General features: G+C 64.1%; 8 protein-coding genes. All 8 read right to left on the reverse strand.

All coding sequences use genetic code 11. The annotated features are described in order from the left end of the window. Positions 1 to 35 precede the first annotated feature (35 nt). On the reverse strand, positions 36 to 3602 hold the full coding sequence (gene addA, locus BLU35_RS14370; RefSeq protein ID WP_093233497.1) for a double-strand break repair helicase AddA: 3567 nt from the start codon (positions 3600 to 3602) through the stop codon (positions 36 to 38). Next, a complete protein-coding gene (gene addB / locus BLU35_RS14375; RefSeq protein ID WP_286161522.1) occupies positions 3592 to 6774 on the reverse strand; it encodes a double-strand break repair protein AddB in 3183 nt (1060 codons plus the stop codon). The genes addA and addB overlap by 11 nt, the downstream gene beginning before the upstream one ends. Before the next feature lie 2 nt (positions 6775 to 6776). After that, a complete protein-coding gene (locus tag BLU35_RS14380) occupies positions 6777 to 7508 on the reverse strand; it encodes a nucleotidyltransferase family protein (RefSeq protein ID WP_057252052.1) in 732 nt (243 codons plus the stop codon). A 10-nt stretch (positions 7509 to 7518) separates the two neighbouring features. Then, positions 7519 to 9030 carry a tRNA (adenosine(37)-N6)-threonylcarbamoyltransferase complex ATPase subunit type 1 TsaE gene (gene tsaE, locus BLU35_RS14385; protein ID WP_057252126.1) on the reverse strand — a complete coding sequence of 504 codons (1512 nt, stop codon included), beginning with the start codon at positions 9028 to 9030 and terminating at the stop codon, positions 7519 to 7521. Then, positions 9030 to 11510 (reverse strand): PAS domain-containing sensor histidine kinase, encoded by a 2481-nt coding sequence (locus BLU35_RS14390; protein WP_057252053.1) that lies wholly within the window; start codon positions 11508 to 11510, stop codon positions 9030 to 9032. The genes tsaE and BLU35_RS14390 overlap by 1 nt, the downstream gene beginning before the upstream one ends. A gap of 305 nt (positions 11511 to 11815) precedes the next feature. Then, entirely contained in the window at positions 11816 to 13216 is a 1401-nt protein-coding gene (gene ahcY / locus BLU35_RS14395; RefSeq protein WP_057252127.1) for an adenosylhomocysteinase, read from the reverse strand. 165 nt (positions 13217 to 13381) lie between these two features. Next, the gene (locus BLU35_RS14400; RefSeq protein ID WP_057252054.1) at positions 13382 to 13672 is read right to left on the reverse strand and encodes an HPr family phosphocarrier protein; all 291 of its coding nucleotides are present in this window, start codon (positions 13670 to 13672) and stop codon (positions 13382 to 13384) included. After that, on the reverse strand, positions 13672 to 14073 hold the full coding sequence (locus BLU35_RS14405) for a PTS sugar transporter subunit IIA (RefSeq protein WP_057252055.1): 402 nt from the start codon (positions 14071 to 14073) through the stop codon (positions 13672 to 13674). Before BLU35_RS14405 ends, BLU35_RS14400 begins: the two co-directional genes overlap by 1 nt. Positions 14074 to 14204: the final 131 nt, after the last annotated feature.

The raw sequence follows: 14204 nt of genomic DNA on the forward strand, positions 1-14204 counted from the left end.
GAGATGGCACCGCTGGATATTCAATATCGGGTATCTCACTTTGTCGCGAGGTCTTCAAGGCTCCTGTCGAGCGCCTGATCCCTAACCACGTGGATTGCCGGTCCTTCGGTGAAGATCAGCACGCATCGGAATGCGTGCCCGGGATAGAGCGGCCGCAACAGCTCGCGATAGATCGCAAGCTGTGCCCTGTAGGCGAAGGGTATGTCACCCTGCGAAGCCGGCACCTGCCGGTTCGTCTTGAAATCGGCAATGGTCACGATCCCGTCGCTGACGGCGAGCCGATCGATACGGCCGGAGACCGCGTGCTCGCGCGTGCCGAGGGTCAGCGTGCCCATGACCGAGACTTCGGCGCGGCTGCCGGCCGAGAAGAGCGCCTGAAGATCGGGATGGTCGAGCACATTCTCGACAGCGTCAATCAGCGCGGCGCGCTGCTCCGGCGACCAGCGGGGCACGGAACGCACGAGGTAGCGCTCGGCCGCGGCGCGGCGATCGTTGCCCGCAATGGAGGGCAGGACCTGCAGCAGGCGGTGCAGGATGGCACCGCGCAACATCGAGAGATTTGCCGGTGCCTTCTCAGAAAACAGGGCGGATCCGACAAGCCCATCGCCGTCGTCCTCGTCGATGGCGATACCGACGCCGGAGGGGCTGAGCGGCCGCGGCAGCCGCTTTTGCGGTGGCAGCGGCGTCGAAAGGGCCTTCGGCAGGCCGGTGGCCGGGCGGCTGGCGTCCGGCGTGGGCGCTTGCTTGGAGGGAAGGTCGCGCTCGAGCTGCTTCTCGCGCCAGGCATGGCCGGACCATTCCTCGCCGCCGGTGTGAAAGGTCTTCGGGTGGCCGCGGCCATTTTCGTCCCCGGCGAGGCTCGCCTGAACCATGGCATGCCATGTTTCGGCGACGGCCCGCTGTCCGCGATAGCCACAGACGATCAGGCGGTCGGCGGCACGGGTCATGCCGACATAGAGCAGGCGTCGATACTCTTCCTCGGCGAGCGTCTTCAGGCGATCGCTGTCGGCGGCCACGAGCGTGTTCGATTCCGAGCCCGGTGCGCGCCACACCGGCAACGACAGGACGGCGCCATCCCTTTGAGCGAGCTCGAGGAAGCGAAGGGAAGGGACATGCTGGTTGCTGAACGGCGCACCGCCGCCGTCGACGAGGAAGACGACCGGCGCTTCGAGACCCTTGGCGGCGTGCACCGTCATGATCCGGACTTCGTCGCGTTCCTTGTCCTGCTCGCGCTTGACCGTCGGCGCTTCCATTTCCAGCGTCGAAACGAAGGCCTGCAGCCCCGGGAGGCCGCTTCTTTCCTGATCGAGCGCGAAGGTGAGGAATTCGTCGAGAATGTCGCTGACCTCGGTGCCGAGCCGCGCGAGGAAGGCGGCCCGGCCGCCATGCACGCCAAGAATGCGAGCGTAGAAATCATGCGGAGCAAGCGCGTTTGCAAGCGCCACATAGCTTTTCAGCGCCCTTGCTGCCTGGTGGAACAGGATGCCCTCGGCCGCCTCGGCCTGGAGCCGCTGCCAGAGGCTTTCGCCTTCCTTGCGTCGCGCCGCGAGCTCGAACAGCGCGTCTTCGCCGAGATTGAACAGCGGGCTTTTCAAGAGCGCGGCGAGTGACAGGTCGTCCTGCGGCAAGAGGACGAAGCGCCCGAGCGCGAGCAGGTCCTGAACGGCAATATGCTTGGTGAGCACCAGCCGGTCGGCGCCGGCGACCGGAATGTTGTTGCGGCGCTTGAGCGCCCGGGTCAGCGCATTGACGAAGGCGTCGCGCTTGCGGACCAGCACGATCACGTCGCCCGGACGCATCGGTCGGCGAATACCCTTCTCGACGATCGTTTCCTTGCCGATCCAGCTCTCCAAGACGCCGGCGATCCGGCGTGCGAGGATATTGACCGGTGCGCTCTCAGGTGTCGCGTCGAAGGCTGCCGTCCATTCTTCGTCCGTGTCGATCGGTTCGGCGGCAATCACGTCCCAGATATCGACGGCACCGGGGTGTCCGATACGGTTCGAAGCGTGAACGATGGGCTCGTTGCGGGCGCTGAGGCCCCGTGCATGCGCCGGATTGGCGAAGACCGTATCGACGGCCGAGAGCACGTCGACCGTCGAGCGGAAGGAGAGCTGAAGACGGATGGGCTCGAAGGCCTTGCCGCCGTCGCGCACCCGCCGTTCCGTTTCCTGGCTCTCATGCGAGAACCGTTCCGGCCGCGCGCCTTGGAAGGAGTAGATTGACTGTTTCTCGTCGCCGACGGCGAACATGGTGCGGTTGGCGCCACGGGCGCTTTCGCCGGAGAAGAAGTCAGCCGCCAGCGCCTGGATGATGGTCCATTGCGCCGGGCTGGTATCCTGAGCCTCGTCGACGAGGATATGGTCGATGCCCTGGTCGAGCTTGTAGTGGACCCAGGCGCTGACATCGCCGCGGGCAAAGAGCGCCGCCGTGCGGTTGATCAGGTCCTCGAAATCGAGCTGGCTGCGTCGCCGCTTCAGCTCCTCGTAGTCGACGTTGAGCCTTTCGGCGAGGGTCAGAGCCGCCAGCGTCGCCTCGAACATCCTAAGAATGCTGATGTGATCGATGCAGGCGACGACATGGCGGTAGGCTTCGTCCACCAGGTCTATGAGATCGGGGGCCGCCTGCTGCATCGCCCTGTTGAGGAAGGCCGATTGTGCCCGGGGCTTGCCGGTGCCGGTGAAGAACAAATGCCTGAGACCGTCATAGCGCGCGCCCAAGTCAGTGAGCTTGGAGACGGTCCGAAGTCCCTCTGCAAATTCCAGAACCTTCGTTCCGCCAACGCTCGTGGCGAGTGAGAAGTAGCGTTCCAGGGACGCACCGTTCAGGCCCGCCAACGGCCAGATCGCGGCCAAGGCGCTGTCGACGCTTTCATCCGGCGCCAGCTTCAGGGCGCGGCGCAACTCGGCCTCGGTGCCGCCGAGCGCGTCGGCATGTTCGAGAAAGGACTGGATCGCGGTGCGGTTCTCGACGATCGCCGCGAGCAGTTTTTCAAGCCCGGTATCGTCGGCGAGGTCGAGCACGGTGGCGAAAGCGCGCGCCAGTTCCGGATCGTCCTTGGCCGCCGTCGCCGTCAGCAGCATGCGGCGCGCATCGGCAAGCAGCACGGCGGCAGCGCGGTCGTCGAGAACAGAGAAATGTCCGGCGACGTTGGCTTCCAGTGGAAACTGATGCAGCAGCGCCTCGCAGAAGGCATGGATCGTCTGGATCTTGAGGCCGCCGGGTGTCTCCAGCGCGCGGGCGAACAGGCGGCGTGCCTCCTGCAGCTTCAGAAGACCAGGCCGCTCGCCCTCGATCGCCTCGATCCGTTTTTCGAGCGTCGCGTCGTCGAGCGTTACCCATTCGGCCAGCCGTTCGAAGACGCGGTTCGACATTTCGGAGGCCGCCGCCTTGGTATAGGTCAGGCAGAGGATCGCCGAGGGTCGGCAGCCCGCAAGCAGCAGCCGGATCACCCGCTGGGTCAGCACATGTGTCTTGCCGGATCCGGCATTGGCCGAAACCCAGGCAGAACGCGCGGGATCGGAGGCTAGCGATTGCCGACGCGAGGTCCAGTCGAGCCAGGCTTGCGGCGTCGCCTGGTCGGGGCCGAGGCTGTCATCCCTCATCGCCGTCCTCCTCCTCGCTATCGGCCGTCGACCATTCGGCAACGCGTGCCAAATGGTCGTATTCACCGCCGTAGTCGCGCTCTTTCTGAACAATCACGCGCGATGCAAAGCCGTGCTTGCCCGAAAGCAGCGCACTCAGCAGCTTTCTGAGCTCGGTGAGGGATTCGTCCGCGAGCTGGTCGGCGGATTTGGTTTCCTTCGCCTTACTGCCCTCGTTGTTCACGGTCTCCTGCTTGAAACGCGATCCAGGCTTCAGCCGGACATAGAGCAGCGATTGCGGATGGCTCGGCGGCATATCCTTGAAGGCGCCGGCCTTGAGGGCTGCGGCTTCGAGGGCGAGCTGCGGGTCGAGCAGCACTCGGGCTTCCTTGACCGATGGGCTGGAGCCGGTCTTGTAGTCGATGATCTCCACGCTGCCGTCGGTCAGCATATCGAGCCGGTCGGCAATGCCCGTCAGCCGCATATCGGCGACGCCGAGCTCCATCGATGCCGGAGCTTCCGTGCGCGAGCGGCGGATGAAGCGTGCGCGGTCCCGCTCCCATTTGATGAAAGCCAAGCCGACGGCGGCGAAGCGTGGCCGCCAGATCGTGTCGATATGTGTGGGCAGCCGCGCCTCGTCGAAGGCCTCATTCAGCAGCCGATGCATGGCCTCTTCGGCTGCGGGGGACATGAGGTCGAAGCCGCCGCGAACAAAGCGCTCGACGATCTGGTGATAGAGCGTGCCGCGCTCGGCCGGACCGGGATCGCTGTTGAACGGCAGCAGCGGATGCAGGCGAAGAATGCGCCGGGCGTAGATCGCGTAGGGGTCGCGCCTCAGCCGCGATACCTCGCTAAAAGAATATTTGCGCGGCTGCAGGTCCGCCGGCGGCTTGGGCGCAGGGCGTTCGGCAAGCGGCTGCCGCCCTCCGTCGTCGAGCATCCGGGCCCAGGCCAGATAGTCGGCGCCATTGGCCTGCAAGGCCGCAGTCAGCCGTTCGCCGCCAAGCGCGAGCAGCCGCTGCAGCCAGCGCGAGGCAACGGTGGGTGTTGCTCCCTGGCGCATCGAGCGGGTGAAGATCAGCCGCCGTGTGCCGCAGGCCATCTGGAAGTCATGCGCGAGCTGGCCGATGCGCCGCTCGGGGGGCTCGAGACCGATGCCCGTCTTCATCGTGCGCGACAGGAACGGGTCGTTGGCGGTCTGGCCTGGCCAATTGCCCTCGTTCATGGCGCCGAGCACCACGAGATCCATGCTCTGCAGGCGTGATTCCAGCGCGCCGAAGATGAAGACCCGCGGATGGCGCATGGACCGCGGCTTGACCGCTGCACCTGCAGCAAGCGCCTCCATGACGTCGCACCATTGCGGCCCGTCCGCCGTCATCTGGCCATCGGTTTCGATAATGCCGCGAAGCAGGGTCGCCAGCGTATCGGCCGCCTCGCCGGACCAGAGCCCACCGAGATCGCCGCGCTCGTCGGCCGAGGCCGCTTCCAACGCCTGGCCGGTACGCGTCGCCCAGTCGGCAAAGGTGAATTCGTCCGAGAACACGCGGCTGCCGTCCTTGCTGCGCGTGAGCGCGGAAGCCAGCGGCGCCACCGCGAGGCCGATCTTGATCGCCAGATCGCGTGCTGCCTGAAGCTCCTCGGCGCCGATGCCGGCACGCCATTCCGGCGGGTGGCGATCGACCTTGTGGCCGGCAATCGCCGCATCGAGCAACGGCTCCAGGGCGAGGATATCGACGGTTGCGGTGCTGCCGCGCAGCGCCATGCGTTCGAGCGCGTCGGCGCCCTGGCGCATCTCATCACGCGAAAGCCCGAAGCGCGCCAGCGGGTGCTTGAGCAGCGCAACGAAGGGCACGGGATCGCCGGGGCGCAGGCTTGCCTCCAGAAGCAGACGCATGAAGCTGCCCTGGGGCGTCGAGGACAAAGGCGTGCCGGCGGAATCGTCCGCCTCGATGCCGAAGCGGGCGAGCTCGGCGCCGACCCGCCGCGCGAGATTTCGGTCGGGCGTGATCAACGCCGCCTGGCTATCCTCGCTGCCTTCCAGCGCAAGCCTTAGCGCAACGGCAATCGCCGCCGCCTCCTCGCGTTCGTTGGCGGTTTCGATGAGAGCCGTATCGCCGAAGGCAGCGCGCAGCAATTCGCCGTCGAGTTCGCTGCGCATTTCGGTCCAGGCATCGGTGGCCTTTGCCGGCAAAAGGGCGTGCGAGAGGATCGCCGCGCGGAAATCGAGGTCGGTTTGGGCGCCGGCTAGCGCGCCCACATCCGAGCGGATGACGCCCATGCGCTTCAGCAGCCTGTAGAAGCCGTATTGCGGGTGGCTGCGGCTTGCCGGGTCCGGCCTGCCGTCAAAGGCAGCGTCGGCGACGATCATGTCCCATTCGGCATCGCTCATCGTCTGGTCGAGACCAGGCAACACGATCGTGCCGTTCTGAAGCTTCTGCACGGCGGCAATCAGCGCGGCCGTGGCGGGAATGGAACCGGTCGAGCCGGCGATGATGATCGGGCCTTCGATCTTGCCGCCGGCGATGCGCTGCGTTTCGGCCTGAAGGATGGCGTTGCGATGGCGTGCGGGCGAGGATTGCTTGAGTTCCTCGAGCCGTTCCGGCCAGTAGGTTCGGGCGATCTTGAGGAATTCGAGCGTCAGCTGCCACCACAGCGCATGCTCGCCGGCGTCGAGCCGGTCGAGCGCGTCCCAGTCCAGCTCTTCCGTCTCCATCGCATCGATGAGATCGGCAAGATTGCGTGCCAGCCAGATCGCATCGGCAGGACTTGCCGGCGCGATCAGCGGGCTTTCCGCATGGATGTCGAGCACGACCTTTGGTAGCCGGTTGCGCCAGGCGAGAATCAGCCGGCCAAGCTCGATCAGCCGTGCCGTGCCCGGCAGCGGCGGCGCGAGATCGAGGATTGCCGGTACTTCGGCGTCGAAGAAGCCACTGTCATCATCGGTCTCGCCGAGCGCCTTGATGGTGGGCAGGATGGTGGAGCGGCCGCCGAGCAGGTCGACGAATTCGGATCTGAGCACACGGGCCGAACGCCGCGTCGGCACGAAGATCGTGACGCCGGCAAGCGGCAAGGGATCGGCCGGATCGTAGCGGAAGTCCGGAGTCAGGATACCGTCGCAAAGCTTTTCGGCGAGCGTCTTCAGGAAGGGGAGGCCAGGCGGGATCGTGAAGACGTTGGACCGGCGGCCGCGCACGCTCATCCTCCTGGCTGGTGGCGGCGGATCGCCGCTTCCGCTTCGCCGATCGCGTCGGGCGTGCCGACCGTCATCCAGTGGCCATCGAGCAGGAGGCCGTGGAGGCGCCCTTTTTGGGCAGCGCGATCGAAGTAGATGTTGAGGTTGAAGGCATCATCAGGCGCGTCGGCAAAGAGCCGGGAGTGAAGCGCGATCGCGCCGGCATAGACCACCGGGTTTGGCAGACCTTCGGTGTATCGCGTCAGCTTGCCGTCGGCACCGAGCGAAAAGTCCTTCTTGCCGTTGTGACCGGTCGTGTCCTCATCGCGCACGCACAGGAGCAGCATGTCCATGCGGTCCGCATCGAAGGCTGCGGCGAGGCGCGTCAGGTTGCTGGGAACGCCGACCGGTTCCCCGACCCAGAAGAGGTCGGCATTCATCACCAGTACGGGGCCTTCCGGCAGCAGTTTCAGGCCCTTGGCCAGGCCGCCGCCGGAATTCATCAGCGCATCGCGCTCGTCGGAAATCAGGATCTCCGGGCTTCTTCTCTGGCTGAGATGTCCTTCCATCTGGTCGGCGAAATGATGCACGTTGACCGCGGCCTTGGTGATGCCGGCCTCTGCCAGCAGATCCAGCACGTAGTCGATCATCGGCTTGCCCGCGATCTCTACGAGCGGCTTCGGCATGGTGTTGGTGATCGGGCGGAGCCGGGTGCCGAGGCCCGCGGCGAGCACCATCGCATTGCTGATCGACATTGCTTCTCTGTCAGTTCGCTGATTCGGAATCTAGGATTCCGGTCTTCATACACCAGTCGTGCAAGGGTTTCAGCGATTCATGTGTGAGCGCCGCCTGAAGATAGGCGAAAGTGCGGGGCATATGTTTCATGTAGCCGGGTTTGCCGTCCCGCTGCATCAGCCGCACCCAGATGCCGACGAGCTTGCAGTTGCGCTGCGCCGACATCAAATGCCAGTCGCGCAAGAAAGTCGCCTCGTCGAAGTTGCCGCTTGCCTGCCGTTCGGCGAGATAGGTTTCCATCATCCGGTTGGCGAGCGGAGGCGCGACGGTCACGCGCGCGTCCTGCACCAGCGATGCCACGTCATAGGCCGTCGGGCCGATCATCGCGTCCTGGAAATCGATGAGGCCAATCCGGTCCAATCCCTGGCGCTCTCCGCGCCAGATGATGTTCGGCGAGTGAAAATCTCGCAAGAGCAGGTTCGTCTCGGAGGTCTGGAGAAGATCAATCAGCCCGTCCCAGATCTCTCCGTATTCACGTTTTTCGTCATCGCTTGCCGGCGCACCGCGCTTCCACGGCAGGTACCAGTCGGTCAAAAGCCGCGTCTCGATCTTCATCGCCGTCCGGTCGAAATCCGGAATGCGGTGGATGACCGCTCTGTCGAGGTTGATCTCCCTGTCGGTCTGCTTGGCATGGAGGCGGGCGAGCAGTCGTACGCTTTCGATGTAGCGCTCGTCGATCGGCTGGCCGGCCGCGTCGAGAACGCCATCCGACCCAAGGTCCTCGATCAGCAGGATGCCCTGGTCGAGATCGCGGGCGTAGATCGTCGGCGCTGCAAAGCCGCGTGCAATGAGCAGCTGGTCGATCGCGACGAAGGGAACGACGTCTTCGGCGATATGCGCGAGCTGCTGGTAGTATTTTCCGTCCTGGAGGACGGGGCCGGGCTTGTGTCGTGGCGAATCCATCAGAATCCGGCTAACGGAGCCGTCTGCCGGGTAAATGCGCTCATAGGCCCGGATCGAGGCGTCGCCGCTGAGGTGCCGGCGCCGTGCGTTTGGGTGATCGTTCTGATCGAGGAAGTCGCGGATCGCCAGCGTGCGGGCGATGCGCTGCAGCTTTTCGTCCGGACCGGAAATTTCGACGCGGCGACCATCGCCTTCATGGGTGATGCTCAGCGTGATGCGGCTGGTGGGTAGGGCGTCGTCAGCCCGTTCCGGCCATTCGACGAGACAGACGCCTAGCGATAGCGCCTCGTCGAAGCCGAGTTCGTCCAGTTCGCTGGAATCAGCCAGCCGATAGAGATCGAAATGCGCGACCGGAATGCGCAGTTCATAGGATTGGACCAGCGTAAAGGTCGGGCTGGGGACCTCCAGCCCGTCGTCATCGGCAAGCGCCCGAAGGAAGGCGCGCGCCAAGGTCGACTTGCCGGCTCCGAGATCACCCGAGAGCGCGACGCAGTCGCCGGGCTTCAGGGCCAGCGCCAGATCTTCGCCGAGCTCGATCGTTGCCGCCTCGTCCGTCAGGAAGCGTTCGATCGCCGACATCATTCGGCCGCGACGATCGCCGGCACTTCGGCCGAGGGTATGCGGCAGGTCACTTCCGTGCCTTCGCCTTCCTTGCTGCGGATGGAGACGGTGCCGTGGTGCAGGCTGACGAAGCTCTCGACGATCGAAAGGCCGAGGCCTGCGCCGCCGCGCTGGCCGTAGCTTTCGAAGCGGTTGAACACTGTATCGAGCACGTCCTGCGGTATGCCGGGGCCGCTGTCTGAGACAGAGAAGATGAAGTCGCTGCCCTCGCGGCGGCACTTCAGGTCGATGGCGCTGCCGTCGGGCGCAAAGTTTGCGGCATTGGTGAGCAGCTTGACGAAGATCTGCTTCAGCCGCTGCTGGTCGGCGACCATGCGGCCGAGATTGTCAGGGGCGGCGATCCTGAGGGTCACGCCGCTCTCGAGCAGCCGGTCGGCCATCTGGTGGGCAATATCATCGAGGAAGTCGGTGAGACTGATCTCGGACATGTCGAGCTGGACGATGCCGGCATCGACGGTCGCGAGATCCAGGATGTCGTTGACGATCGTCAGCAGCAGCGACGAGGAGGTGGCGATGTGGTCGACATACTCCGCCTGCCGCTCGTTGAGATCGCCGAAAGCCGGCGTCTTCAACAGGTCGGCGAAGCCGATGATGTTGGTGAGCGGCGAACGCAGTTCATAGGAAACGTGGTGCACGAAGTCGTTCTTCAGCGCATCCGCCTTGCGCAGCGCCTCGTTCTTTTCGGTGAGCGCGCGCTCGACCCGGACGCTGTCGGTGATGTTGACGAAGGTCAGCATCGTCTGCGCGTTCGGCAGCGGGATGACGGCGTAGTCGAGGATCAGTCCGGTTCGAAGCTCAAGGATGCCGCGGCTGGAGGGCCGTTCGTCGTCGAAGCTGGTGATGATGTGGGTGAAACGTTTCCACCCGTCAGGCTGGTCGTAGGAGATGAGGCAGGCCTGCTCGATCGCCCGGATATGGGTGCCGGGCTTGGCCTCCGCCTCGCTGATGCCCCAGATCGCCCGGAACGCCGGGTTCGAGAGACGAATGCGGCCGTCGGGCCCGAACACAGCTACGCCTTCCGCGAGATGGTCGATCGTCTCGCCTTGAACCTGAACGAGCGTATTGTAGCGCGTTTCGAGATCGACCTTCTCGGTCAGGTTCTCGAACACCCAGGTGACCCCGCCCTGTGGGCGGGCGGTCGCGAAGACGCGCAGCGTCTGGCCGTTCGGCAGGTGCCAGAGGTCGCTCTGCGTGTCGAGCGCCTGATAGACGGAAAGCGCGGTGGCCTTCCACTGTTTCCAGTTGAGCTGCTCCGGCAGCTGGCCGCCGGCGCGCAGCCGGTCAAGCACTTCGCCGTTGTCGGGCTTGCGCTCGAGGAAGCCGATGTCGAGGTTCCACAGACGCTGGAAGGCCTGGTTGTAGAACTGCAGGCGCTGATTGCCGTCGAAGATCGCGACGGGGGTCGCCAGATGATCGAGCGTTTCGGCATGGCTCTTGAGCGTCCGGTTGAGTTCCTCGCGCACGGCCTCGATGCCGGATACGTCGACGGCGACGCCGGCCGAGCCGGCAGGGCTGCGGGCATCGACGACTTCGAAGAAGGTGCGGTTACCCCTGACGACGGTCGAAACCTTGTCGCGGAACGGTGTGTCGAAGGTGGAAACCGCGCGGATCTTTTCGCGCGCGACGGTTGCGAGCAGCTCGCGCCCTTCGGCAACCGCGACCGCGACATCAGGAGCCTCGACGGCGTCGGCATAGGCCTCGTTGACCCAGGTGAGGGCGCCATCCGTGCCGCGTTGCCACACCGGCAGATCGATGGCGTCGAGAAGGGTGCGGAAGGACACGAGCGCAGTATTGAGCCGATCGTGCTCAAGCTTCAGCTCAGCGAGTTCTGCGCGCATATTGTTGAGAGCGATGAAGCGTACGAAAGCGCGCCCGCCCGAGACCCGTCCCTGGGCCTCCAGGACTTCGTTGCGCTGCGTTTCGAGCACCAGGTCGAAGCTGCGCGCCTGGGTGCGCAGCGCGTCGATCGCATTTTCCAGTTCCCCGGCGGATTGCGCCTTGATCCAGCGGCCGAAGGCCAGGAACTCGCGGTCGTCTGCCGGCGCGCCGGTTTCGGGCGGCAGCTGGCCGAGCAGCTCAGCCCGCTCGAGCAGCCCGTCCCAGACGACGATCCGGCGGTTCTTGTCGGCCACCAGCGCCTGATAGCGCGAGAGGCGCTGGTTGGCGTCCGACAGATCGGAGCGCAATTCGCGGTTCTCGGCTTCGATATTGCCGCGCTGGCGGATCAGCCAGATCGCCGAAATCATCGCTGCGGAAACGACGCCGATGAGCACGGAGAAGGTGACGACCTCCGACGAGCCGAAGATATTTGCCTTCTGCGGCGCGACCTGGGCGAGCGCATCTGTTGCTGCAAAGAGAGTGGTACCGGCCAGAAGGTGGCGCAGGAACTTCGGGCCCTTGCGGCGGGTGCCCGGAATAGCTGTTTGGTCTCTGTTCATGGCGCTGCCATCCCCGTCTGTCCGAAGGGTGCTGCCGGCCTTGTTGCGCCTTGCACAGTTCCATCGAGGCCCTGGTCAAGGGCCTGCGTCAGTTCCGATTGCATCCCCGGTCTGTCTCCGTCTGTTTGCCGCTTATCGACAAGACATCCCATCCGCGATGTCCAAGGTCCGCACCGACATCACGAATCAATGGGTTAGAGCATACTTCCTAGTCGAATCGTCGGGAAGGGAGAGGCCCAAAAAAGCGGCCGCGCTCTCTTGTCAAGAACGCGGCCACAAGATGTTGTGGATTGCCCGGGTAAGGATTAGTACCGGTAGTGCTCAGCCTTGAACGGGCCCTGCGTCTTCACGCCGATGTAGTCGGCCTGCTCTTCGGAAAGTTCGGAGAGCTTAGCGCCGAGCTTCTTCAGGTGCAGGCGAGCGACCTTCTCGTCGAGCGCCTTCGGCAGGACGTAGACTTCGTTCTTGTACTTCTCACCCTTGGTGAAGAGCTCGATCTGCGCCAGGACCTGGTTGGAGAACGAAGCCGACATCACGAAGGACGGGTGGCCGGTGGCGTTGCCGAGGTTCAGCAGGCGGCCTTCCGAGAGCAGGATCATGCGGTTGCCCTTCGGGAACTCGATCATGTCGACCTGCGGCTTGATGTTTGTCCACTTCAGGTTACGCAGTGCGGAGACCTGAATTTCGTTGTCGAAGTGGCCGATGTTGCCGACGATCGCCATGTCCTTCATCTCGCGCATGTGGTCCATGCGGATGACGTCCTTGTTGCCGGTCGTCGTGATGAAGATGTCGGCCGACGAGACGACGTCTTCGAGTTGAACGACTTCGAAACCGTCCATCGCCGCCTGGAGCGCGCAGATCGGGTCGATTTCGGTGACCTTGACGCGGGCGCCGGCGCCGGAAAGCGAAGCTGCCGAGCCCTTGCCGACGTCGCCGTAACCGCAGACGACGGCGACCTTGCCGGCCATCATCACGTCGGTGCCGCGGCGGATGCCGTCAACGAGCGATTCCTTGCAGCCGTACTTGTTGTCGAACTTCGACTTGGTGACCGAATCGTTGACGTTGATCGCCGGGAAGGGCAGCAGGCCCTTGGCCTGAAGCTGGTACAGGCGGTTGACGCCGGTGGTGGTTTCTTCGGTCACGCCCTTGATGGCGTCGCGCTGCTTGGTGAACCAGCCCGGCGAAGCCTGGAGGCGCTTCTTGATCTGTGCGACGAGGATCTCTTCTTCTTCGGAGCCCGGGTTGGAAAGTACGTCTTCACCGGCTTCGGCGCGGGCGCCGAGCAGGATGTACATGGTGGCGTCGCCACCATCGTCGAGGATCATGTTCGAGACGCCGCCATCGGCCCACTGGAAGATCTTGTCCGTGTAGGTCCAGTATTCTTCGAGCGTTTCGCCCTTGACGGCGAAGACCGGAACGCCGCTTGCGGCGATGGCAGCGGCAGCGTGATCCTGGGTCGAGAAGATGTTGCACGAGGCCCAGCGCACGTCGGCGCCGAGGGCAACCAGCGTCTCGATCAGAACGGCGGTCTGGATGGTCATGTGCAGCGAGCCGGTGATGCGCGCGCCCTTCAGCGGCTTTGCAGCGCCGAACTCTTCGCGGCAGGCCATCAGGCCCGGCATTTCCGTTTCGGCGATCGCAATTTCCTTGCGCCCGAAATCGGCGAGACCGATGTCGGCGACGATATAGTCCTGAGTGGTGGTCATGGAATTCTCCGGGCTGATCTCTTCAAGCCGCATGGCTTCAACCGAACTGCGGCGCGATTATGCCTCCCGCGCCTACCGACACGGTGAGAGTGCGACCGATCTATCAGGAATCAGGGGAGAGGGCAATATCGATATAAAGAAGTCTTTATATCTTTATATTGTCCGTCACATTTCTTCGCCGAACTTGTCGGCGACCAGCGCATCAAGCGCGTTCAATGCTTCTTCGGCTTGCGCGCCGCTCGCGGTCACGCACACGCTGCAGCCGGTGCTGGCAGCCAGCATCATCAGGCCCATAATGGACGTTCCGCCGACCGTCATGCCGTCCTTCGACACGGTAATCTCGGCTTCATAGGCCTCGACCGTCTGTACGAACTTCGCAGATGCCCGCGCGTGCAGGCCTCGCTTGTTGATGATCAGCAGTTCGCGCGTCAGCGACATGTCGGGGCGATGATCCATTACTTACCACTCAGGACGCGGCTGGCGACGTTGATGTATTTCCGTCCGGCTTCCGAGGCCTCGACCAACGCCTTGTCCATGTCGCTCTCGCCGCGCACGCCGGCAAGCTTGATCAGCATCGGCAGGTTGACGCCGGCTATCACTTCAACCGAGCCGCTGCGCATGACCGAGATGGCAAGGTTGGAGGGCGTTCCGCCGAACATGTCGGTCAGGATAATGACGCCGTGGCCCTCGTCGACCTTGGTGACCGCGTCGAGGATATCCTGCCGACGCTGGTCCATGTCGTCCTCGGGACCGATGCAGACGGTCTCTATAGCTTTTTGCGGACCGACGACATGCTCGAGTGCAAGTCGAAATTCCTCAGCCAGCTTGCCATGGGTGACAAGCACAAGTCCGATCATGGGTATCTTCGCTCCAACTGCACGCGCAATTCACTGATGGCCAGATATCGCAATGCAGCAATTTCGTCCACCTGTTGGGGCGGCCATCTTGGCAAGGAAAAGGGGAAGTGCAAGCCAAAAATGCTGAAAAA

The sequence above is a fragment of the Sinorhizobium sp. NFACC03 genome (assembly GCF_900103435.1).
Classification (GTDB): Bacteria; Pseudomonadota; Alphaproteobacteria; order Rhizobiales; family Rhizobiaceae; genus Ensifer.

What these genes read in the sequence shown, in the direction of transcription:
- addA (WP_093233497.1), bottom strand. Translation starts at nt 3,602, where the DNA reads ATGAGGGATGACAGCCTCGGCCCCGACCAGGCGACGCCGCAAGCCTGG.
- BLU35_RS14380 (WP_057252052.1), bottom strand. Translation starts at nt 7,508, where the DNA reads ATGTCGATCAGCAATGCGATGGTGCTCGCCGCGGGCCTCGGCACCCGG.
- tsaE (WP_057252126.1), bottom strand. Translation starts at nt 9,030, where the DNA reads ATGTCGGCGATCGAACGCTTCCTGACGGACGAGGCGGCAACGATCGAG.
- BLU35_RS14390 (WP_057252053.1), bottom strand. Translation starts at nt 11,510, where the DNA reads ATGAACAGAGACCAAACAGCTATTCCGGGCACCCGCCGCAAGGGCCCG.
- ahcY (WP_057252127.1), bottom strand. Translation starts at nt 13,216, where the DNA reads ATGACCACCACTCAGGACTATATCGTCGCCGACATCGGTCTCGCCGAT.
- BLU35_RS14400 (WP_057252054.1), bottom strand. Translation starts at nt 13,672, where the DNA reads ATGGATCATCGCCCCGACATGTCGCTGACGCGCGAACTGCTGATCATC.
- BLU35_RS14405 (WP_057252055.1), bottom strand. Translation starts at nt 14,073, where the DNA reads ATGATCGGACTTGTGCTTGTCACCCATGGCAAGCTGGCTGAGGAATTT.